Here is a 21460-nt window from a genome sequence, read left to right as displayed (position 1 = left end):
GTGTCAGCCGCGTGCACGGCTGAGGCGGATGGGCCGGCTGATACGCCGGGTTCTGTCCCGGTGCGTGAGCACCATGGACGGCCATCTCTCTCGGGACTGCGTCGCCGCAGCCCTCTAGCGGTCTACCCGAGGACTCGGCGAGCAGCCTCGGCGTCCTCTGTCTGACCTTGCTCCGGGCGAGGTTTACATAGCCGGTCGGTCACCCGAACCGCTGGTGGTCTCTTACACCGCCGTTTCACCCTTACCCCGGCGCCGCCTCTCGGCGACGACCGTGGCGGTCTTCTCTCTGTTGCACTGTCTCGCGGGTCGCCCCGGGTGGGTGTTGCCCACCGCCCTGCTCTGTGGAGCCCGGACGTTCCTCGGCACCGCGGGGCGGACCCCGCGGTGACGCGACCGTCTTGCCGACCCATCCGCGTCGACCATGCTAGCGGGCGTCACCCGCCCGTCACGACGGGACGGTCAGATGCCCGACTCGCCCGTGCGCACGAGGATCGCGTCGCTGTCGGGGCAGAGCACGACGTCGTAGGCGGAGGCGGACCGCACCGCTGCGAGGTCGCTGCCGGTGAGCGTCACGCCGCTCGCGCTGGAGACCCCGCCGCGGAGGAGCGACGCGCCCACGCCGTAGCGGGCCCGCTGACGCTCGTACAGGGCGAGCAGCTCGGCCGGCACCTTCTCGGCGATGGCGGCTCGGTCGGCCTCGACCTCGCGCCGCTCGACCTCGAGCCTGCCGAGCCCGGCGTCGCGGCCCTCGGCCGCCTCGGCACGACGGGTCTCGATCTGGTCGAGCTCGGACTTCGTCAGCGCGGCGACGGCGCCGAGCGACTCGACCCGGTCCATGACCTCGAGCTGCGCGTCCTCCAGGTCGCTCTGCCGACGGGCGAGGGCGACGAGCTCACCCTCGAGCGCCGCGACGTCCTTGACGGACGAGGACGACGCCAGCCGCGTGCGATCGCGCTCGGCACGGGCGACCACCACGGCCACGTCGGACTCGATGCGCGTCAGCTCGGTCTGCGCGTCCTCCCAGGCGCCCTGCTCCGACGAGAGGCGGCTGCGGAGGCGCGAGGCATCGCCGTCGATCGTGGCGAGCACGGCGATCTCGGGCAGGTTCGCCGCCCGGTGGGCGAGCTGCTGGATCGCCGTGTCGAGCGCCTGGAGGTCGAGGAGGAGAGCCTGGTCGGCGGGGCTTGCTTGGAGGGCCATGGTGCCTGCTTCGTGGTCGTGGTGCGGCGGTGGTGGTGCGGCGTTCGTGGTGCGGCGTCCGTGTCGAGGACGAGAGCGCAGGAGGTGGGGGTGGGCTACTGCACGACCGTGAAGTCCCAGGGGTCGGTGCGCAGGTCGCTCAGGGTGACCTCGACGTCGTGGAGGGCCTCGCGCAGCTGCGCGGCAGCCGTGTCGAGCCAGAGCCACTCGCTAGCCCAGTGCGAGACGTCGACGAGCGCGGGGCCCCGGCCGAGGAGCATCAGGTCGCGGGCGTCGCTCGCGGGGTGGTGGCGCAGGTCGCTCGTGAGGTAGACGTCGGCTGTACGGACGTCGGGGTGGTCGAGCAGGGAGTCGCCGGCACCCGCGCAGAGCGCCACGGTCTCGACGACGCGCTCGGCGTCACCGGCCACGCGGATGCCCGCGGCGGTGGGCGGCAGGAGCTCGCCGAGCTGGCGCGCGAACGACACGAGGCTCATGGGCCGAGGCAGGCGGCCCGTCACTCCGAGGCCGGTCGAGCTCGTCGCCCCCTCGGTGATCGGCCGCTGGTCGACGAGGCCGAGCTGGTGCGCGAGGACGCGCGACGTGCCGGTCTCGACGACGTCCGCGTTGGTGTGGGCGGCGATCAGCGCGCAGCCCGCCCGCACGAGGCGCGAGACGACGGCCCCCTTGGTCGTGTCCTCGGCCATCGTTGTCGCGCCGCGGAAGAGGAGGGGGTGGTGCACGAGCAGGAGGTCGGCACCGATGTCGACGGCCTCGTCCACGACCTCGAGGACCGCGTCGACCGCGAGCCGGACGTGGGTCACGGGCTGGTCGGGGTCACCCACCACGATGCCGGGATGATCCCACGACTCGGCGCCCGAGAGGGGCCAGAGACGTTCGACGACGGCGTTGACGGAGGCGAGGGTGGACACCCCCTCAGCCTAGCGGCGGGAGGTCGGCCGCAGGCCCGTCGCGAGCACGGCGACCACGAAGGCGGCCGCGGCGGCGACGAGGAGCGCGGCGACGGCGGCGACCCCCGGCGTCATGCCCGTGAACCCGACGAGCCGGACGAGCCAGCCCTGCCAGGCGAGCGACGCCGGCAAGGTCACCAGGACGCCGTAGCCGAGGACGGCGGACACGACGATGCCCGCGACGACGGCGACGGGCCCGCGGACGGCGACGCGCTCGGCGTCGGCCGGACCGTGCACCACGGCGACCAGCGCGGCGGCCGCACCGAGGCCGCCCGCGACGGGGACCGCCACCGTGGCGAGCACGGCGGAGGCGAGCAGCTCGGGGGCGACCAGGGCGAGCACGACCGCGGCGAGGACGACGAGGGCCGCGAAGCCGAGGCCGGCCACGACCAGGAGGCGCGGCGCCTGACGAGCGGACCGCTCGACCTCGTGGGCCCGGTCGATCGTGAGGGCCGGCTCGGGGAGGGCAGCAGGCGCGAGGGTCGGCGCAGGTGCGGGGGTCGGAGCAGGTGCGGGCACGGACACGCCGCTCGGTGCGCCCGAGGCCTGCGGGGGGGTCGCAGCCGGGCCGGACGACTGCACGTCGGTGGTCGCTCGGGGCGTCGCCTCGGGCTCCTCGTCGACGGCGTCGTCGCCGTGGACCTCGTCGAGGTCGATCGGCAGCACGACGTCGATGACGCCGGTGAAGCGGAGCCGGGTGCGCTCGAGGGCGTCGGCGGCCTCGTCGGTGCCGACGCGGTCCATCTCGCGGGCCCAGGAGGCGAAGCGGGCCGCCTCGACGCGACGCGCCTGGAGCTGGGCCTGCACGACCGCCATCAGGTCGACGGTCGCCGTGTCGTCGAGACGACGCTCGACCATCCGCACGAGGACGTCGTCGTCGAGGGTGAGTCGATCGGGCGGCTGCGGCAGCGAGGGGTCGACGTCCGGGGCGAACACGGGCAGGGTGATGGCCGACGTCTCGACCGAGTGGCGGGCGACGCTCGCCGGTCGCGGCTCCGTCGGGTCGGTGGGCACGACGTCGTCCGTGGTCTCGGCCCGGTGCGAGGGCACCGAGACCGGTCGCGGATCGCGGCGGGTGACGAGGACGTCGGACGGTGCTGCGGGGGCCTCGGGTGCGAGGACGGGTGTCACGGGGCGGTGCTCCTGCTCGTGCGTCGCGGGTGCGGGCGACGTGGTGGGGTCGGCTGCTGGAGGAGCCGGGACGGCTGTGCGGGCTCCCCGAGGCGAGGGCGGCGACTCGACGGGGAACACGTCGATGTCCCACTCCGTCGTGCCGGTGCTCTCGCTCATGATCGGATCGTACGTCCGCCCGGGGCCCACACCCGGCGGACTCGCCGGTGCGACCGGGACATCTCGTGATGCCGGCCCCGGCAGAGGGCGCCGCTGCCGGCGGTCGCCCTCCGCCGAGGGGCGCTCAGGGGCGGCGGTCCGCCTCGCCGTGCGCTCCCCCGGCCTCCGCGTGCTCGTCCGCGGTCCCGCCGCCGACGCTCCCCGGGGGGCGTCGCCGACCGCCGTCGACGGCGCTCCCGCCGCGACGGCCGACGCGGTGGCCGCCTCGGCGACCGCGCCCGTGGACCGGCCGCGCGCCTCCTTCTCGAGCTGTTCCGCCTCGTCGCCGGAGACCGCCTCGCCGCGGGCGACCATGCCGGCGACGTCGCTGAGCGCGATCTGGGGCAGGAACAGCGCCAGCACGAAGGCGATCGCGATGAAGGGGATGAGGTAGGCGAACACCGGCGCCAGGGCGTCGGCGTACCCCTCGACGACCTGTCGGCGGATCGCCTCGGGCAGCTCGTTCAGCGCAGCGGGGTCGAGCGTCGCGGTCGCCTGGGCGGCGTCGCCGGTCGACGCGCCGGCACCGGTGAAGACGCTCGTGAGGTTCTCGGTGAGGCGGCTCGTGAACAGCGCGCCGAAGATCGCGACGCCCAGGGCGGCGCCCACTTCGCGGAAGTAGTTGTTCGTGCTCGTCGCCGTCCCGACGTTCGCGGCGTCGACGGAGTTCTGCACCACCAGCACCACGACCTGCATGATGAGGCCGAGACCGGCGCCGAAGATCAGCAGGAAGACACAGATCAGCCACAGGGGCGTGTCTGCCGTCAGGGTGGTGAACAGGGCCATCGCGACGCCCGTCAGCAGCGTGCCGACGATGGGGAAGACCCGGTAGCGCCCCGTCTTGGTGATCAGGTTGCCCGAGAGGATCGAGGTGCCGATCAGGCCGGCCATCATCGGCAGCAGCAGCAGCCCGGACACGGCCGCGGAGGCGCCCGACGACATCTGCAGGAACGTCGGGACGAACGCGATCGCCGAGAACATGCCGATGCCGAGCACGAAGCCGACGGCCGTCGCCAGGACGAACACGCGGTTGCGGAAGAAGGACAACGGGATGATCGGGTCCTCGGCGCGCGACTCGACGAGCACGAACGCGCTGACGGCGACGAGCACGCCCGCCCCCCACAGCCACGTCTCGGGCGCGCCCCAGCCGTGGTCTGCCTGGCCGCCGAACTCGGTGAAGAAGATGAGGCAGGTCGTGGCGGCCGACAACAGCACGACGCCGAGCCAGTCGACGCGTCTCGTGGCCCTCTTGCTCGGCAGGGTCAGCGCCATCCAGGCGATGACGAACGCGGCGATGCCGACGGGCACGTTGATGTAGAACGCCCACTGCCAGGTGAGGTGGTCGACGAAGAAGCCGCCGAGCAGCGGGCCGCCGATCGCCGACAGGCCGAACACGGCTCCGAGCGGGCCGAGGTACTTGCCTCGCTCCGAGGCAGGGACGATGTCCGCGATGATCGCCTGCGACAGGATCATCAGCCCGCCGCCGCCGAGGCCCTGGATCGCCCGGAAGACGACGAACGCCCAGAAGTCCGTCGCGAACGCGCAGCCGATGCTCGCGAGAGTGAAGATCGCGATCGCCGCCAGGAAGAGGTTCCGCCGCCCGAGGACGTCGCCGAACTTGCCGTAGATCGGCATCACGATCGTGGTCGCGAGCAGGTAGGCCGTGGTGATCCAGGCCTGGTGCTCGACGCCGCCCAGCTCGCCGACGATCGTCGGCATGGCGGTCGAGACGATGGTCTGGTCGAGGCTCGAGAGGAGCATGCCCGAGATGAGGGCGCCGAAGATGATCCAGATCCGCCTCTGGGTGAGGAGGAACGGCGCGTCGGCCGTCTTCGCGGTGGTGGTGGTCATGGTCGTGTCAGCGTGCTTCCTGGTCGAGGGGCGGTGCGGCGGAGAACAGCGCGCGGGCGAGGGCGAGCTGGTCACGGAGGACGTGGTCGAAGCGGAGGCCCGGCGGGCCCTCGTCGAAGAAGAAGCGGGTCATGGCGCGCTGCACCAGCGCACCGGCGATCGCCACGACGACGCCGATGCGCGGGTCGTCGTCGGGGACGCCCTCGTGCGATGCGACGGCGGCCGCGACACGACGCTGCTGCTCGTCGCCCTGCGTCAGCATCGCCTGCAGCAGCCGCGGCTCGCGGTCGAGCGCCGCCTTGAACTCGGCGGCCCGCTCGCGGGTGAGGCCGACGTGCTCGACACGCTGCACGACGAGCGCCGCGAGGTCGTCGAGCGTCGTCGAGAAGACGGGGAGGCGCGGGTCGTGTCGTGAGGACGCGTAGTCCTCGAGCGCCTCGTCCTCGTCGTCGTCCAGCCCCACGCCGACGACCACGTCGTCCTTGGACGCGAAGTGGTTGAAGAACGTGCGCCGGGAGATGCCGACCTCGTCGCAGAGCTGCTCGATCGTGAATCCGGCGAGCCCGTGCTCGGCGGTGAGCCGGCGGGCCGCACCCACGAGCTCGGAGCGGGTCCGGAGGCGGCGGAGCGCGGCCTTGCTGACAGCCGCGACGGTCTCGGTGCTCACGGGGCGCCTCCTCTCGGTCGTCGGTGCGCGGTGCGGCGACGTCGCCGGAGGGCAGGTGCCCACGGGAGATGATTGCACTCTGCGGTCGATAGTGCAATGTGCATGTCCTCCGGGCGAACGGCAGCGACGAGCCGACTCCCGGGCTGACAAGATCGACGCATGACGTGGCGCAGGATCTTCAAGCACTTCCCGACGGTGATCTTGGTCGTCGACATCCTCATCCGGATCGTGGCCGTGGTGGCCGTGCCCCGCAACCGACGCCCCAGCTCCGCGATGGCCTGGCTGCTGGCGATCTTCGTGTCGCCGATCCCCGGCAGCGTGCTCTTCGGCCTGCTCGGCAGCTCGAAGCTGCCCCAGGACCGCCGCGACAAGCAGCGCGAGATCAACGACCGCATCCTCGACGCGACCAAGGGCATCGACGACGTGCACGCCGTGACGAACCCCCGCCCGCCGTGGTTCGGCACGGTCGTGACCCTCAACCGCACGCTCGGCGCCATGCCGCTGCTGCCCGGCAACACGGCGACCCTGCTGCCCGACTACGCCGAGTCGATCGCCGCCATGGCCGCGGCCGTCGACAAGGCCGAGCGGTACGTCCACGTCGAGTTCTACATCCTCACCCGTGACGAGTCGACCTTCCTGTTCTTCGAGGCCCTCGAGCGGGCGCACGCGCGCGGCGTCGCCGTCCGGGTGCTCTACGACCACTGGGCCACGATGCGGAACCCACAGGGCCGCGTCACCCGCCAGTGGCTCCGCGACTCGGGCATCCGGTTCGAGGAGATGCTGCCCTTCCGGCCGTTCAAGGGGGCGTGGCGCCGACCCGACCTGCGGAACCACCGCAAGATCGTCGTGATCGACGGCGACGTCGCCTTCACGGGTTCGCAGAACATGACGGACCCCAGCTACAACAAGCGCGGCAACATCAAGCGTGGGCTGCAGTGGAAGGACCTCATGGTGCGGCTCGAGGGCCCGGCCGCCGTCGGCCTCAACGCCCTCTTCATCACCGACTGGTACAGCGAGACAGACGAGCTGCCCACCGACGCCGAGGCCGAGCCCCTGATCGAGCAGCGCCAGGGGCCCGACAGCCTCGAGTGCCAGGTCGTGCCGAGCGGGCCGGGCTTCGACGGCGAGAACAACCTGCGCCTGTTCAACGCGCTCGTGTACGGCGCGCAGGAGAGGCTGATCATCGCGAGCCCCTACTTCGTGCCCGACGACTCGATGCTCTACGCGATCACGACGGCCGCCGAGCGCGGCGTCGAGGTGCAGCTCTTCGCCTGCGAGGTGGCCGACCAGTTCATGGTCTACCACGCGCAGCGCTCGTACTACGAGACGCTGCTGCGGGCCGGCGTCCGCATCTTCCTCTACGAGCGCCCGATCGTGCTGCACTCGAAGCACTTCACGGTCGACGACACCGTCGCGGTGATCGGCTCGAGCAACATGGACATGCGCTCGTTCAGCCTCAACTTCGAGGTGTCGCTGATGGTGCACGGCAAGTCGTTCGTCGACGAGGTCCGCCTCATCGAGGACGACTACCGCCGCAAGTCGCGCGAGATCACCCTCGAGGGCTGGCTGTCCCGCCCCGCGGGCCTGCAGGTGCTCGACAACGTGGCACGACTGACCGCGTCGGTCCAGTAGGCCCGACGCGGCAGCCCGGCGTCAGAGGAGGCGCTTCTCCCCCGGGCGCACGACGCGCAGCCAGCGGTGGCCGTAGCCCTCGAGCTCGATCTCGATGCCGCCGTCGTCGAGGGGCCGGGCCGCACCGTCCCCGGCCAGGACGTCGACCACCTGCCACTCGTCGGTCGTGCCCTCGAGCTCGACGCGGAACGTCCGGCCGTCCGGGGCGAAGTTGTGCGCCGCGACGAGCAGCCCGAGCTCGCTGTCCACGCTGTGCGCGAGCACGCAGGCGTGCGGCTGCCGGAGGACGGACAACTCTCCCCAGCCGATCTCGGGCGCCGCCCGGTAGGCGCGGGTCAGCTGCGAGACGAAGGCGAGCAGCGAGTCGGGATCGTGCCGCTGCTGGGAGACGTTGACGTGCTCCGGAGCGTTGCCGCCCGTGACCACCGCCGACACGAGGTCGTCGGCCGCGGCTGCCGAGAAGCCGCCGTTCGCCTCCGCGGTCCACTGCATGGGCGTGCGGACGGCGCCGCGGCTGCCCTCGACCCGGGAGTCCTCGCCCATGCCTATCTCCTCGCCGTAGTAGAGCACCGGCGAGCCGGGCAGCGAGAACAGGAGGCTGTAGACCATGCGGACGCGGCGGGGGTCGCCCTCCAGCATCGTCGGCAGGCGGCGCGTGATGCCGCGGCCGTGGATGCGCTGGCCCTCCTCCGGCGCGAACGCCGCGAAGACCTCGCCCCGCTCGGACTCGCTCAGCTGGTCGAGGGTGAGCTCGTCGTGGTTGCGGACGAAGTTGCCCCACTGGTTGCCGCGGGCCAGGGCAGGTCGAGCCTCGAGCGCCTCCCGCAGCGGGGTCGCGTCCTGTCGCGCGAGCGACAGGTACAGCGCTTGGTTGCCGACGAAGTCGAACTGCATGGTGAGCTCGTCGCCGTCCTCGCCGCCGAAGAACGCGAGCTGCTCGTCGTAGGGCAGGTTGACCTCGCCGAGCAGCACGCCGTGCCCGCTGCGTCGGGAGACGAAGCGCCGCAGCGTGCGCAGGAAGTCGTGCTCGGGGCCGTCGTCGCCCTCGATCAGGTGCGGAACGGCGTCGACCCGGAACCCGTCGATGCCGAGCTGCAGCCAGAAGCCGATCACCTTCGCGATCTCCTCCCGGACGACCGGGTCGTCGGTGGCGAGGTCCGGCTGGTGCCGGTAGAAGGAGTGCTTGTAGTACTGGCCCGCCTCGTCGTCGAAGCGCCAGACGCCGTCCTCGACGTCGGGGAACATGCTCTCCGGGGCGTCCTCGGGGACGTCGTCGCGCCACTGGTAGAACCGGCGGTACCGGTTCTCGGGGCTGCTGCGCGCCTCCCGGAACCAGGGGTGCCGGTCGGACGTGTGGTTGACCACCAGGTCGACGATGACGCGCATGCCCCGGTCGTGTGCGGTGCGCACGACCTCGACGAGGTCGCCGAGGTGGCCGTAGCGGGGGTCGACCCCGTAGTAGTCCTCGATGTCGTAGCCGTTGTCGCGCTGGGGCGACGGGTAGAAGGGCGCCAGCCACAGGCAGGTGACGCCGAGCTCGGCCAGGTGGTCGAGCCGGTGCGCCAGGCCGTCGAGGTCGCCGACGTGCAGCGGCTGCAGGAGGAGCGGCGACCGACGGGAGCTACGCCTGCGCCGGCGAGGACTCGACGTCGTAGGGCTGGCGTACCGGGCCCGCCGGGCCCGCCGCCGTCGCCGCCGTCGCCGCCGCACGGTCGAGCGGCTTGCCGAACGAGGTCACCTCGGCCCCGAGACCGGCGAAGAGGGCGGAGAGCTCGTCGATGCGGGGGCTGTCGGGGCCGGGCCGACGGCGCCGGACGAGCTCCTCGAGGTGGGCGCGGAGCTGCGCCTGGCTGGCGATGACCACGGTGCTCACGCCCTCGTCGTCGGCTCGAGGGTCCGCATGGACGTCGGCGTCGGGGTGGGAGTAGAGCACGGCGGTGTCGAACCACGGCTTGCGGTGGGTCTCGGCCCGGACGAGGTCGGAGATGCGCTGCGCCTGGCGCCGGACCTGCTTGCGGGGGGCGTGGCCCTGGTCGTGCGTGCGCAGCTCGAGCGAGGTGAGCGAGTCGCGCTTGACCTGGACCGCGAAGGGCGGCTCCAGCTCGAGGTCGCCGAGGAGCGTCGCGAACGAGGAGCCGGCGTCCCGGGGGTGCACGCCGTCGAGCACGACGCCCTTCCACCCCTTGTTCTCGATCACGAGGGCGACCGTCGGCAGCAGCAGGACGTGGTCGACCTGCGCGACGAAGCGCCGGCTGCGCGTCGCGTCGACGGGGACGAAGACGAGGTTCGTCACGAGGGCGCCGTCGAGGCCGAGGTCGGTGACCGCGTCGAGCACCATGCGGCGGGAGGTCTCCTCCCACTTCGCCCCGGCCGCGACGAGGGCGCGGCTCTGCTGGGCGGACGTCTCGGCGTCGACCCGCCGTGCCTCGACCTGCTCGAGCTCACGGGCGTGGGCCTCGGCGGCGTCGCGGGCGGCCCGCTCGCGTTCGGCCGTGGCCTCGTCGAGCGCCTTCCGGTGCGCGTCCTCGCGGGTCCGCAGCGCCTCCTGCGCCGCCGTCGCCCGCCGACGCAGCAGCACCACGAGGACGATCAGCACGATGAGGAGGACGGCGGCGACCGCCCAGGGCAGGTACGTGGTCAGCTCGCTCGTGTCAGGCATGCGCCCAGCAGACCACGCCCGGAGGCAGGGGCGGAGGAGGCGCACCGTGCCCGACGGAGGCGGTGGCCGAGCCCCCTACGGACCGCCGAGCCAGTGGTCGATCCGGTGGTGGTCCGGCCGGAAGCCGTTCTGCACGCCCCAGAGCACCGCCTGGGTGCGACTCGTCGCGCCGATCCGCCGGTAGACCGACCGGATGTACGACTTGACGGTGTTCGGGCTGAGGTAGGTCAGGGCCGCGACCTCGGCGTTGCTCTTGCCCTGCGTGATGAGGGCCAGGATCTCTGACTCGCGGTCGGTGATGCCCTCGCGGCGGCCGGGCCAGTCGAGGCCGGGGGCGCTCGGCGCGCGGCCCCGGACGTCGCTGACGACCTGCTCGCCTCCGTGCACCGCCTCGAGTGCCTCCACGAGCTCGCGTGCCGTGAGGGTCTTCGACAGGTACCCGTGCACGCCCTGCGCGAGGGCCGCCTCCACCAGCTCGGGGTGGAAGTTCCAGGTGTAGACGACCACCTTGCCGGCCGCGGGGTTCGAGACGAGCTCGGCGAGCTCGTGGTGGTCGGACTCGGGCTGGGCGAAGGAGTCGTAGAGGACGACGTCGACCTGGTCCGACAGCGCCGTCGTGGCGTCGATCTCGGCGACGACGACCCGGTCGCGGTACTGGTCGAACATGTGGGCGAGGCCGGCGAGGACGACGTCGTAGTCGTCGACCAGGGCGACGGTGATCGAGCGGGGCGGGGCGAGGGGCATGACGTCACCATCCCACCCCGAGGGGTGTGCCGCCACACCTCCAGGGGTGGTCTGCTGAGCTGCGCGGCTCCACGGCACCGACGGTGCCCGTCGCGCACCTCTCCCGGAAGGAGAACACCATGATCGGTCTCATCATCAGCCTGCTCGTCATCGGCCTCATCGCGGGGTTCATCGCGCGAGCGGTGGTCCCGGGTCGTCAGAGCCTCTCGATCGCCATGACGATCCTCCTCGGCGTCATCGGCTCGTTCGTCGGCGGGTTCCTCGGCTTCCTGCTGTTCCAGAACGACCCGACCGACGGCTTCTTCCAGCCCGCCGGCATCATCGGCTCGATCATCGGCGCGATCGTGGTCCTCGCGATCTGGGTCGCCGTCTCGGGACGCCGCAGCGCCGCGCGCCGCTAGGGGCGTCGTCGTCGCGCGGGTGCGCCGGGTCGTGATCGACGACCCGGCCCCGCGCCCCCGGCGCACCGGAAGACCGACTTCGGACGTGGTCAGCTCTGACGGCGAGTCCACACTCGTTCGGTCCGCCCGGCCGACAGGGCCCCCAGCAGCGTCGCGACCACGACGAACCCCGTCGCCGGCCCGACCACCGCGCTGAGGACGAGGGCGAGGATGCCCGCGCATGCGCCGGCCACCACGCCCCCGACAGCTGCCACGGCGGCCGTCCGGACACCGAGCTGGCGGCCCTCGACCGATTCGCGCACGACCAGGCAGGCCAGGCTGGCGAGGACTCCCACCGCGGGGCCGACGACCGTGCCGGCCAGGGCGGCGACGACGACGAACACGGGCGTCAACGAGTTCTGGGCCAGCTGCGAGAGATCGGCGTCCGCGCCTGACCCGAGCGCGATGAGCATGCCGAGCGGGGCCGCGACTGCGCCGAGCAGCACGCCTTGGCCAGCACCACGCCCGATGAACGTCGACCGCAGCGTGCGTCCCTGCGAAGCGGCGTGCGTCTCCTCGCCCCGATCGCGTGGCTCGCTCGATGCGTCCATGGCTTCCCTCCCCCGAGGCACGCCACGTTACCGCCACGTGCACGAGATCCTCAGACACCCGACCGTGACGGTGCGCCGTCGGGGCCCGCTCAGCGGCCCGCGGCGTGGTGGGCGGCCACGTCGGCGGCCGACAGGGCGACGTCGTAGACCGAGGTGTTCTCGAGGTCGCCTCGGTAGTGCGGGCTCGACGGCGTCTCGGGCCAGACTCCCCCCACCGTGTCGTAGCCGATGCGCCACCAGCCGAGGAAGTCCTCCGCCGCGTTCTGCGGCGACGACGCCACCTGCGCCCCGTCCACGTAGAGGACCATGCCCGACCCGTCGAGCGTGACGGTGGCGAGGTGCCACGCCCCGTCGGCGTAGGAGGCGGTGCTCGACATGGTGTACTGCTGGCCGCTGTACACGCCGAAGACGAGCGTGCCGCGGTCCGTGAGGTAGAGGTGCCGGTCGTACTGGGTCGAGGCCCCGGCCTGGCTGTTGCCGAAGCCCACGAGCTTCCCCCGGCTGTCGTCGTCGTCCGGAACCACGTCTCGATCGAGAAGACCTGAGGCGCCCTCAGCCTCTCGGACGTCGTGACCTGACTGGTCACTCCGTCCAGCGTCAGCCACGGGCTCGCGCCCGACGCACAGCTCCCGCTCTGGATCACCGCCCCCTGGGTGAGCGTGCCCGTCCGCCCGTTGCCGCTGCTGTCCCGCAGCGACGTCCCGACGCCGTCGTTGTACTGGTACGCGAAGTGCGCCTGTGCGGCCACCGGGCGATCGAGGCAGGCGAAGCGTGACGTCGCGAGGCTGCTCGCCGTCGAGGTCGTGCCCGCGAAGGCGGAGTGGCTCGAGCCGACCACGAGCATCAACACGGCCACGCCGCCGACGACGGCGAGCACCGTCCCCGACACCCTGGCCGCCCAGGTCCGGGTCGTCACGGGGGCCCGCGCACGGTGACGGGAGGGACCGAGCGGGTCGACCACCTCCTCGTCGCCCCTCGGCTCGAGCCGGGTCAGGGCGATCAGCGCCAGCACGACCAGCGACGCCAGCAGGCCGCCGGCCACGCGGTCGCCGCCGTGCCAGAGCATCGGGGAGCCGACCGCGGGCACCCGCAGGACGCCCACGCCGTGGACGTCCTCGACAGGGACCGGGCTCGAGTCGGCCGACGCGTTGGCGTCGCCCTGCAGCCGGAGCCCGTCGTCGGTGGTCTCGACCAGCCGGTGCAGCCGGAGCTCGCCGGGTCGGTCGGGGTCGTCCACGAGCAGGACCTGGCCGGGGACGAGCAGGTCGGCGTCCAGCGGCATCGCCACCACCACGTCGCCCGCGACGATCCTCGGCGCCATCGACCCCGACACGACGGTGGTGGGCGACCAGCCCCAGAGGGCCGGCACCGCTGCCCAGAGCAGGAGGCACACGGCCGTCGTGAGGACCACCCGCGCACATGTCGCGACGCAGAGGGCACCCCAGAAGGAGAAGGCCGTGCGGCCGTCCTGCGGCGTGGTGGTCGTGGTCATGAGGGGACTCACGCTCCGAGTGGTCGACCGGGGTCGCCCACCGGTCAGCGGGTCTGGGCCTCCCAGGTGAAGGCGATCGCGGCACGGGAGTCCTGCCCGGTGTTCGGGGTGGCCGAGCTCAACGTGTAGGTGAACTGGAACGAGCGCGACTCGGGGGCGGTGCCCGACGGCGACCAGGTCGGCGAGCCGGTCGCGTAGCCGGTGCGCTGGCTCGCGAAGTCCGCGAGCGTGCCCGACCAGACCTGGGAGTCCTGGGTCGCGGGCGTGAACCCGTCGCACGACGCGCTCGATCCGCCGGTGCCCTGCACGATGCGCAGGTCGAGGTAGGACGAGAGCGAGTTCGTCGTCGTGGCCGAGGTGCCGTAGAGCCTGACCGCCGACGGCAGGGTGCCCTTCGACGTGACCGTGATGCACTTGCTCCCCGTGTCGCCGGGCTTCAGGCCGGAAGCCGAGAACAGGGCGACGTCGGAGTCGTCGTCCGAGAGCTGGACGGTGCCGGTCGACCAGTTGCTGGTGGGGTTCGACGTGGTGGCGGAGAACGCCGAGTACGAGGCGGTCGAGATGATCGCGCCGGAGGCGATCACGGCGACGGGCAGGGCTGCCCAGCGGGCACGGCGCGTCCAGCGGGCGCGGCTGATCGTTCGGGACATGTCGGGAGGTCTCTCGGGTAACCCCTCGGGAGCCCCGATGGTGCCGGTCGGGGAAGGACTCGCGAAGGTCGGCACGGTGCCGATGAGGTGACGGTACCCACGGGTCGCCAGAGCGGTAAGGGGTCGCGTGTCCCCAAAGATGGGGATGCGGCTGTACCCCGCGGCTCTCTCGGCCTTCTCCGCAGGACGACCGGGCGTCGGCACTCGTTCTCCGTACACGGGCAAGGGCTCGAGACGACGTCGAGGACTCCGCGACGGAGCCGTTCGCCGACTCGCAAGCGACCATGACGGACTGCGCTGGGTCGCCGGGTCGTGACGTCCGGGGTGGGTCGTGGCGCAGAGGTCGGGCCGCGCTGCGATGGTGGGCCCTACCGGGCTCGAACCGATGACATCCACGGTGTAAACGTGGCGCTCTACCAACTGAGCTAAAGGCCCTCGCGCCGGTCGGGCCGGGCGAGCAGGAGACAGGTTATCGCGAAGCAGACCCGGCCGACGCCTCCGGCGGGCCAGCCCTGACGGCGAGTCAGGCCGGGACGGACGTGAGCTGGTCGAGCGCGGCGCGGTAGTCGGCCAGCGAGCGCGCCTGGCCGGGCTCGGTGAGGAAGTGCTCGCGGATGATTCCGTCGACGTCGATGAGGAACGTCGCGCGGGTGGCGAAGCCCTTGTGGTCGAGGAACACGCCGTACTCCTTCGACACCTCGCCGTGCGGCCAGAAGTCGGCCAGGAGGGTGAAGTCGTAGCCCTCCTCCTCGGCGAAGGCCCGCAGGGTCGCCTTCGAGTCGACCGAGATGCCGATCAGCTCGACGCGGGCGTCCTGGAACATCGCCAGGTTGTCGCGGAGGGTGCAGAGCTCGGCGGTGCAGGTGCTGGAGAAGGCCAGCGGGAAGAAGACGAGGGCGACGGGGCGCACGCCGCGGTAGTCCGCCAGGCGCACGTGCTCGCCGAACTGGTTCGGCAGATCGAAGTCGGGAGCCTGGATGTCGTTCTCCAGCGCCATGAGCACGTTCCTTCCGCGCCGGTCCGGGCGACCGACGTCAACACGAGGAGCGATGTTACGCCCCAGACGGCCGCGCGCGAGGACGTTCTCCCAGGGCGTGCCGAGCCTCCGTCGGCCGAGCCAACTAGACTCGCCAGGTCAGTGCGCGACGACGACCCGGGACCCGAGCCGCGTCGAGCTGACCGCCGTGCGCCCCCGTGGGGCGGCGGCTGTTGTCCACCACACACGAGTGATAGAGGTCAAGGGTGACGGTAAACGATCAGGATCCGTACACGGTCGACACGACCGACCAGGATCCCGAGGAGACCGCCGAGTGGAGGGAGTCCCTCGACTCCCTCGTCGCGGCGCAGGGCCACGAACGCGCACGTCAGATCATGAAGAGCCTGCTGTCTCGCTCGAGCGAGCTGCACCTCGGCGTGCCGATGGTCCCGAAGACCGACTACGTGAACACCATCGCCCCCGAGGACGAGCCGGAGTTCCCCGGCGACGAAGAACTCGAGCGTCGCTACCGCCGCTGGGTCCGCTGGAACGCGGCCGTCACGGTGCACCGGGCCCAGCGTCCGGGCGTCTCGGTCGGCGGCCACATCTCGACCTACGCCTCGTCGGCCGCCCTCTACGAGGTCGGCTACAACCACTTCTTCCGCGGCCAGGACCACGCGGGCGGCGGCGACCAGGTCTTCTTCCAGGGCCACGCCTCCCCGGGCATGTACGCCCGCGCGTTCCTCGAGGGCCGTCTCGGCACCGACCAGCTCGACGGCTTCCGCCAGGAGAAGTCGCACCACACCGGCGGCCTCAGCTCGTACCCGCACCCCCGGCTCATGCCGCAGTTCTGGCAGTTCCCGACCGTGTCGATGGGCCTCGGGCCGATCAACGCGATCTACCAGGCACAGGTGGCCAAGTACCTCACCAACCGCGGCATCAAGGACGCGTCGGACCAGCAGGTCTGGGCGTTCCTCGGAGACGGCGAGATGGACGAGGTCGAGAGCCGCGGCCAGCTCCAGGTGGCGGCCAACGAGGGGCTCGACAACCTCAACTTCGTCATCAACTGCAACCTGCAGCGCCTCGACGGCCCGGTCCGTGGCAACGGCAAGATCATCCAGGAGCTCGAGAGCTTCTTCCGCGGCGCCGGCTGGAACGTCATCAAGGTCGTCTGGGGCCGCGAGTGGGACGACCTGCTCGCCCGTGACACCGAGGGCGCCCTGCTCAACCTGATGAACACGACGCCCGACGGCGACTTCCAGACCTACAAGGCCGAGAGCGGCGCGTACGTCCGCGAGAACTTCTTCGGCCGCGACCCGCGCGCCCTCGAGCTCGTGAAGGACTTCACCGACGACCAGGTCTGGAACCTCAAGCGCGGCGGCCACGACTACAAGAAGGTCTACGCGGCCTTCAAGGCCGCCAGCGAGCACAAGGGCCAGCCCACGGTCATCCTCGCGAAGACCGTCAAGGGCTACGGCCTCGGCCCGGCCTTCGAGGGCCGCAACGCGACCCACCAGATGAAGAAGCTCACCCTCGACAACCTCAAGCAGTTCCGCGACGAGATGCGCATCCCGATCAGCGACGCGCAGCTCGACGAGGACCCGTACCTGCCGCCCTACTACCACCCGGGCGACGGCGACGAGGCGATCCAGTACCTGCACGAGCGCCGACGCGCCCTCGGCGGCTACGTGCCCGAGCGCCGCAGCAAGTACACCGAGATCGCGGTGCCCGAGGCGAAGTCCTACGACGTCGTCCGCAAGGGGTCGGGCAAGCAGGAGGTGGCCACCACGATGGCCTTCGCCCGTCTGCTCAAGGACCTGCTCCGCTCCCCCGACTTCGGCCACCGCATCGTCCCGATCATCCCGGACGAGGCCCGCACCTTCGGCATGGACGCGTACTTCCCGACGTCGAAGATCTACAACCCCAACGGACAGCACTACACGTCCGTCGACCGCGAGCTGCTGCTGGCCTACAAGGAGAGCCCCCAGGGCCAGCTCCTGCACGTCGGCATCAACGAGGCCGGCGCCTTCGCGGCCTTCACCGCCGTGGGCACGTCGTACTCGACGCAGGGCGAGCCGCTCATCCCGGTCTACGTCTTCTACTCGATGTTCGGCTTCCAGCGCACCGGCGACGCCATGTGGGCCGCGGGCGACCAGATGGCCCGCGGGTTCATCATCGGCGCCACGGCGGGCCGCACGACGCTGACCGGCGAGGGCCTGCAGCACGCGGACGGCCACTCGCTGCTGCTCGCCTCGACGAACCCCGCCGTCGTCTCGTACGACCCGGCGTACGGCTACGAGCTCGGGCACATCGTCAAGGCGGGCATGGACCGCATGTACGGGAAGAACGACGACGGCACCCCGTCGCACGACGACCCGAACGTCATGTTCTACATCACCGTCTACAACGAGCCGATGCAGCAGCCCGTCGAGCCGGACGACCTCGACGTCGACGGCGTCGTGCGCGGCATCTACAAGCTGAGGTCCGCCGAGAACCTGGGCCCTCGTGCCCAGCTGCTCGCCTCGGGCGTCGGCGTGCGCTGGGCCCTCGAGGCCCAGCAGCTGCTCGCCGACGACTGGAACGTGGCCGCCGACGTCTGGAGCGTCACCTCGTGGAACGAGCTGCGCCGCGACGGTCTCGAGGCCGAGGAGCACAACTTCCTCAACCCGAGCGCCGAGCCCCGCACGCCCTACGTCACCGAGAAGCTCCAGGGCTCCGAGGGTCCTGTCATCGCGACGTCCGACTTCATGGCGGCCGTGCCCGACCAGATCCGCGAGTACGTGCCCGGCGACTACCTGACGCTCGGCGCCGACGGCTTCGGCTTCTCGGACACCCGTGCGGCTGCTCGTCGGTTCTTCAAGATCGACGGCCCCTCCATGGTGGTCCGCACGCTGCAGGCGCTCGCGCGTCGCGGCGACGTCGACCGCAGCGTCGTCCAGCAGGCGATCGACCGCTACCAGCTGCACGACGTGACGGCCGGCACCAGCGGCACCGCCGGCGGGGAGAGCTGACGACCGCGTGAGCGCCGAGCGGGTCCCGGCCTCGCCGATGGAGCCGTCCGCGGCCACGAAGGAGCGAACGCTCGCGTGGCTGCGGACGGTGTCCGGGGAGTTGTCGACGGCGACCATCAAGCGGCTTGAGGAGACGCTTCCCTGGTACGGCGACATGCCGCCCGGCCGCCGTTCGGCGGTGGGCCTCGTCGCCCAGGCGGGCATCACCTCCTTCATCAGCTGGTTCGACGACCCTCGGTCGACGCCGTGGATCGCCGCCGACGTGTTCGGCGCGGCACCGCGGGAGCTGCTGCGCTCGATCAGCCTCCAGCAGACCCTCCAGCTCATCCGGGTCACGGTCGAGGTCGTCGAGGAGAGGGTCAAGGACGGCGACGACAGCCTGCGGGAGGCGATCCTCCTGTACTCGAGGGAGATCGCGTTCGCCTCGGCGGACGTCTACGCCCGGGCCGCCGAGGCGCGTGGCCTCTGGGACGCCCGGCTCGAGGCCCTCGTGGTCGACTCGATCCTGCGGGGCGAGTACGACGACGAGCTGCCGAGCCGCATCGCCGCGCTCGGTTGGCACGGCCACGGCGAGGTGTCCGTGCTCGTCGGCACGGCCCCGCGCATGCTCGACGTCGACCAGCTCCGCCGCACGGCTCGGCACCTCGACGCCGACGTCCTGATCGGCGTGCAGGGCAGCCGGCTGGTGCTGGTAATCGGCCGGGCCGAGCAGGAGACCGACGAGAACGGCGAGTCCACCTCGCAGCCACCGTTCACCGACATCGCCTCGGCCCTCGAGCCCGGCTTCGGCGACGGGCACCTCGTGCTCGGCCACGAGGTGCCGAGCCTCGTCGAGGCGGCGCAGAGCGCCAAGGCGGCCCTCGCCGGGTTCGCCGTCGCACGGTCGTGGCGGAACGCGCCTCGTCCGGTGCTCGCCGACGACCTGCTCCCCGAGCGCGCCCTCGCCGGCGATCCCCTCGCCCGCTCGACCCTCGTCAACCGCATCTACAAGCCGCTGAAGACGCACTCGACCGAGCTGCTCACGACCCTGTGGTGCTACCTCGACAACGGCCGGTCGCTCGAGGCAACGGCCCGCGAGCTGTTCGTGCACCCCAACACGGTCCGCTACCGCCTCAAGCGCGTCTCGGACGTGATCGGCTGGGACGCCACCGGCTCGCGGGAGGCCATCGTGCTGCAGTCGGCGCTGATCCTCGGGTCGATCGCCGACACCGACGGCCAGACGCCCCGACGACGCTGACCGCTGTGGCCGCGGCTGTGGTGATCCACAGTGTCCACGGCGATCTTTGGTCGGGTTGCTCCACACGGCAGGGGCAGGTCGTTGGCATGATGGACCGGTGATCGTCGTCGTAGCGCCCGGACAGGGCTCCCAGTCCCCCGGATTCCTCGAGCCCTGGCTGGAGGACGGCGCCCAGCGCGACTTCCTCGAGTCGCTGTCGGATTCGGCCGGGATGGACCTCGTCGCCCACGGGACGACGTCCGACGCCGACACCATCCGCGACACCGCGGTGGCCCAGCCTCTCATCGTCGCCGCCGGGCTGCTCACGGCCCGTGCCGTCTTCTCCCGCGTCGACCGCAGCCGGGTGGGCGGCGTGGCCGGCCACTCCGTCGGCGAGTTCACCGCGGCGGCGGTCGCCGGCGTGCTGACCGACCACGACGCCGTCCGCCTGGTCGCCGAGCGCGGTCGCGCCATGGCCGAGGCCGCGTCGCAGGTCGAGACGGGCATGAGCGCCGTCCTGGGCGGGGACGAGGCCGAGCTCGCCGCCCGCCTCGAGGCCCTCGGGCTCACCGCTGCCAACCACAACGGCGGCGGGCAGGTCGTGGTAGCAGGCGAGCTGACGGCCCTCGCCGCACTCGCCGCAGAGCCGCCCGCCAAGAGCCGGGTCGTGCCGCTGCAGGTCGCCGGGGCGTTCCACACGCGCTTCATGGAGCCGGCCGTCGAGCGCCTCCGCGCCGCCGCCTCCTCGGTCACCGCCGCGGACCCGACCCTGCGGCTCTGGACGAACCACGACGGCAGCGCCGTCGACTCCGGCAGCCGCTTCGTCGAGCTGCTCGTCGGCCAGGTGTCGTCGCCCGTCCGGTGGGACGCCGTCATGACCTCGTTCGCCGACGCCGGCGTCACCGGCATCGTCGAGCTCGCCCCTGCGGGCGCCCTGACGGGCCTCGCCAAGCGCGCGCTGCGCGGAGTCCCCTCCGTCGCCGTGAAGACCCCCGACGACCTGCAGGCCGCCGTCGACCTCCTCGAGGGAGCAGAATGACCACCCCCCAGCTCAAGCAGCAGCACGGCGCCGAGTACACGCGCATCCTCGCGATCGGCGCCGCCCGGGGCGACCAGGTCGTGCCGAACGCCGACATCGTCGAGCCGATCGACTCCAGCGACGAGTGGATCCAGCAGCGCACCGGCGTCGTGACGCGCGTGCGGGCGTCGTCCGAGGTGCACGTCGTCGACCTCGCCGAGGCCGCGGCGAACGAGGCGATCGCCAAGGCCGGCATCCGTCCCGACCAGATCGGCGTCGTGCTCGTCTCCACCATCAGCGGCGGCGTCGCCACCCCCTCGGTCGCCTCGCTGCTCGCCGAGAAGATCGGCGCGAACCCCGCCGCCGCCTACGACATCTCGGCCGCCTGCGCCGGCTACGCCTACGGCATCGCGCAGGCCGACTCCTTCGTGAAGTCCGGTCTCGCCGAGTACGTGCTCGTCGTCGGGGCCGAGAAGCTCAGCGACTTCATCGACCCGACCGACCGCACCATCTCGTTCCTCCTCGGCGACGGGGCGGGCGCGGCGGTCGTCGGCGCGAGCGACACCCCCGGCATCGCCCCCACCGTCTGGGGCAGCGACGGCTCGAAGTGGGACGCCATCCGCATGACGAACACGATGCAGGAGTACCGCGCCGGTGCCGGCGAGGTCGCCTGGCCGACCCTGCGCCAGGAGGGCCAGACCGTCTTCCGCTGGGCCGTGTGGGAGATGGTGAAGGTCGCGAAGCAGGCCCTCGAGCAGGCCGGCGTCACGAGCGACCAACTCGCCGCGTTCGTGCCGCACCAGGCCAACATGCGCATCGTCGACGAGTTCGCCAAGCAGCTCGGCCTGCCGGACACGGTCGTCATCGCGCGCGACATCGCGACCACCGGCAACACGTCCGCCGCCAGCATCCCGCTCGCGACCCACCGCCTCCTCGAGGAGAACCCCGAGCTCAGCGGCGGCCTGTCGCTGCAGATCGGCTTCGGTGCGGGGCTCGTGTTCGGCGCCCAGGTGGTCGTCCTCCCGTAGCGCGCCGCGACGGCTCGCCGCCGCCGCCCTGTATAGGCTTTACCCC

At 71.9% G+C, this 21460-nt stretch carries 17 protein-coding genes, 1 tRNA gene, 1 other RNA gene and 1 pseudogene; 7 read left to right on the top strand and 13 right to left on the bottom strand.

Going from position 1 to position 21460, the window contains the following annotated elements; translation table 11 throughout:
- Positions 1–25: 25 nt before the first annotated feature.
- The 5 genes and pseudogenes from rnpB to ACZZ97_RS05810 form a co-directional block, all read right to left on the bottom strand.
- An RNA gene (gene rnpB, locus ACZZ97_RS05830) (RNase P RNA component class A) lies at positions 26–409 on the bottom strand.
- A gap of 50 nt (positions 410–459) precedes the next feature.
- Positions 460–1200, bottom strand: a complete 741-nt coding sequence (locus ACZZ97_RS05825) for a zinc ribbon domain-containing protein (RefSeq protein ID WP_314101756.1) — start codon at positions 1198–1200, stop codon at positions 460–462.
- Between the two features lie 95 nt (positions 1201–1295).
- A complete protein-coding gene (locus ACZZ97_RS05820) occupies positions 1296–2111 on the bottom strand; it encodes a Nif3-like dinuclear metal center hexameric protein (protein WP_463472552.1) in 816 nt (271 codons plus the stop codon).
- 1545 nt (positions 2112–3656) lie between these two features.
- Positions 3657–5330: pseudogene (locus ACZZ97_RS05815) on the bottom strand (MDR family MFS transporter); the annotation flags it as partial.
- Positions 5331–5337: 7 nt separating this feature from the next.
- A complete protein-coding gene (locus ACZZ97_RS05810; protein ID WP_463472551.1) occupies positions 5338–5997 on the bottom strand; it encodes a TetR/AcrR family transcriptional regulator in 660 nt (219 codons plus the stop codon).
- A gap of 159 nt (positions 5998–6156) precedes the next feature.
- On the opposite strand from ACZZ97_RS05810, the gene cls reads away from it, so the two are divergent.
- Positions 6157–7629 (top strand): cardiolipin synthase, encoded by a 1473-nt coding sequence (gene cls, locus ACZZ97_RS05805; RefSeq protein ID WP_463472550.1) that lies wholly within the window; start codon positions 6157–6159, stop codon positions 7627–7629.
- Positions 7630–7650: 21 nt separating this feature from the next.
- Here cls and ACZZ97_RS05800 read toward each other — a convergent pair whose 3' ends face one another.
- The 3 genes from ACZZ97_RS05800 to ACZZ97_RS05790 form a co-directional block, all read right to left on the bottom strand.
- On the bottom strand, positions 7651–9339 hold the full coding sequence (locus tag ACZZ97_RS05800; protein ID WP_463472549.1) for an alpha-amylase family protein: 1689 nt from the start codon (positions 9337–9339) through the stop codon (positions 7651–7653).
- Positions 9251–10288 carry a nuclease-related domain-containing protein gene (locus ACZZ97_RS05795; protein ID WP_463472548.1) on the bottom strand — a complete coding sequence of 346 codons (1038 nt, stop codon included), beginning with the start codon at positions 10286–10288 and terminating at the stop codon, positions 9251–9253. The genes ACZZ97_RS05800 and ACZZ97_RS05795 overlap by 89 nt, the downstream gene beginning before the upstream one ends.
- A gap of 75 nt (positions 10289–10363) precedes the next feature.
- Positions 10364–11032 carry a response regulator transcription factor gene (locus tag ACZZ97_RS05790; RefSeq protein ID WP_463472547.1) on the bottom strand — a complete coding sequence of 223 codons (669 nt, stop codon included), beginning with the start codon at positions 11030–11032 and terminating at the stop codon, positions 10364–10366.
- Between the two features lie 119 nt (positions 11033–11151).
- On the opposite strand from ACZZ97_RS05790, the gene ACZZ97_RS05785 reads away from it, so the two are divergent.
- A complete protein-coding gene (locus tag ACZZ97_RS05785) occupies positions 11152–11433 on the top strand; it encodes a GlsB/YeaQ/YmgE family stress response membrane protein (protein ID WP_314101639.1) in 282 nt (93 codons plus the stop codon).
- 89 nt (positions 11434–11522) lie between these two features.
- Here ACZZ97_RS05785 and ACZZ97_RS05780 read toward each other — a convergent pair whose 3' ends face one another.
- Positions 11523–12023, bottom strand: coding sequence for a hypothetical protein (locus ACZZ97_RS05780; protein ID WP_463472546.1), 501 nt, complete (start codon positions 12021–12023; stop codon positions 11523–11525).
- 89 nt (positions 12024–12112) lie between these two features.
- Positions 12113–12547: a LamG-like jellyroll fold domain-containing protein gene (locus tag ACZZ97_RS05775; RefSeq protein WP_463472545.1), complete on the bottom strand. Its 435-nt coding sequence runs from the start codon at positions 12545–12547 to the stop codon at positions 12113–12115.
- A gap of 129 nt (positions 12548–12676) precedes the next feature.
- Here ACZZ97_RS05775 and ACZZ97_RS05770 point away from each other — a divergent pair, with 129 nt between their 5' ends.
- On the top strand, positions 12677–12958 hold the full coding sequence (locus ACZZ97_RS05770) for a hypothetical protein (protein WP_463472544.1): 282 nt from the start codon (positions 12677–12679) through the stop codon (positions 12956–12958).
- 601 nt (positions 12959–13559) lie between these two features.
- Here ACZZ97_RS05770 and ACZZ97_RS05765 read toward each other — a convergent pair.
- The 3 genes from ACZZ97_RS05765 to ACZZ97_RS05755 form a co-directional block, all read right to left on the bottom strand.
- On the bottom strand, positions 13560–14165 hold the full coding sequence (locus tag ACZZ97_RS05765) for a hypothetical protein (RefSeq protein ID WP_463472543.1): 606 nt from the start codon (positions 14163–14165) through the stop codon (positions 13560–13562).
- Positions 14166–14524: 359 nt separating this feature from the next.
- A tRNA-Val gene (locus ACZZ97_RS05760) sits at positions 14525–14600 on the bottom strand.
- Positions 14601–14688: 88 nt separating this feature from the next.
- Positions 14689–15162: a peroxiredoxin gene (locus ACZZ97_RS05755; protein ID WP_314101632.1), complete on the bottom strand. Its 474-nt coding sequence runs from the start codon at positions 15160–15162 to the stop codon at positions 14689–14691.
- A gap of 245 nt (positions 15163–15407) precedes the next feature.
- Between ACZZ97_RS05755 and aceE the strand changes: the two genes are divergently transcribed.
- From aceE to ACZZ97_RS05735, 4 genes are all read left to right on the top strand, one after another.
- Positions 15408–18152, top strand: a complete 2745-nt coding sequence (gene aceE / locus ACZZ97_RS05750) for a pyruvate dehydrogenase (acetyl-transferring), homodimeric type (RefSeq protein WP_314101631.1) — start codon at positions 15408–15410, stop codon at positions 18150–18152.
- A 37-nt stretch (positions 18153–18189) separates the two neighbouring features.
- A complete protein-coding gene (locus ACZZ97_RS05745) occupies positions 18190–19389 on the top strand; it encodes a PucR family transcriptional regulator (RefSeq protein WP_314101652.1) in 1200 nt (399 codons plus the stop codon).
- Between the two features lie 97 nt (positions 19390–19486).
- Positions 19487–20407, top strand: a complete 921-nt coding sequence (locus tag ACZZ97_RS05740) for an ACP S-malonyltransferase (RefSeq protein ID WP_463472542.1) — start codon at positions 19487–19489, stop codon at positions 20405–20407.
- Positions 20404–21414, top strand: a complete 1011-nt coding sequence (locus ACZZ97_RS05735; RefSeq protein WP_314101628.1) for a beta-ketoacyl-ACP synthase III — start codon at positions 20404–20406, stop codon at positions 21412–21414. The genes ACZZ97_RS05740 and ACZZ97_RS05735 overlap by 4 nt, the downstream gene beginning before the upstream one ends.
- Positions 21415–21460 lie beyond the last annotated feature (46 nt).

Source organism: Frigoribacterium sp. AC512 (genome assembly GCF_979258295.1).
The sequence above is the reverse complement of the archived record's forward strand: the minus strand, read 5'-3'. Positions and strand labels throughout refer to the sequence as shown.

Coding starts and splice junctions, on each gene's coding strand:
- cls (WP_463472550.1), top strand. CDS start 6,157: ATGACGTGGCGCAGGATCTTCAAGCACTTCCCGACGGTGATCTTGGTC.
- ACZZ97_RS05755 (WP_314101632.1), bottom strand. CDS start 15,162: ATGGCGCTGGAGAACGACATCCAGGCTCCCGACTTCGATCTGCCGAAC.
- ACZZ97_RS05745 (WP_314101652.1), top strand. CDS start 18,190: ATGGAGCCGTCCGCGGCCACGAAGGAGCGAACGCTCGCGTGGCTGCGG.
- ACZZ97_RS05735 (WP_314101628.1), top strand. CDS start 20,404: ATGACCACCCCCCAGCTCAAGCAGCAGCACGGCGCCGAGTACACGCGC.
- ACZZ97_RS05785 (WP_314101639.1), top strand. CDS start 11,152: ATGATCGGTCTCATCATCAGCCTGCTCGTCATCGGCCTCATCGCGGGG.
- ACZZ97_RS05825 (WP_314101756.1), bottom strand. CDS start 1,200: ATGGCCCTCCAAGCAAGCCCCGCCGACCAGGCTCTCCTCCTCGACCTC.
- ACZZ97_RS05795 (WP_463472548.1), bottom strand. CDS start 10,288: ATGCCTGACACGAGCGAGCTGACCACGTACCTGCCCTGGGCGGTCGCC.
- ACZZ97_RS05765 (WP_463472543.1), bottom strand. CDS start 14,165: ATGTCCCGAACGATCAGCCGCGCCCGCTGGACGCGCCGTGCCCGCTGG.
- ACZZ97_RS05790 (WP_463472547.1), bottom strand. CDS start 11,032: ATGCCCCTCGCCCCGCCCCGCTCGATCACCGTCGCCCTGGTCGACGAC.
- ACZZ97_RS05780 (WP_463472546.1), bottom strand. CDS start 12,023: ATGGACGCATCGAGCGAGCCACGCGATCGGGGCGAGGAGACGCACGCC.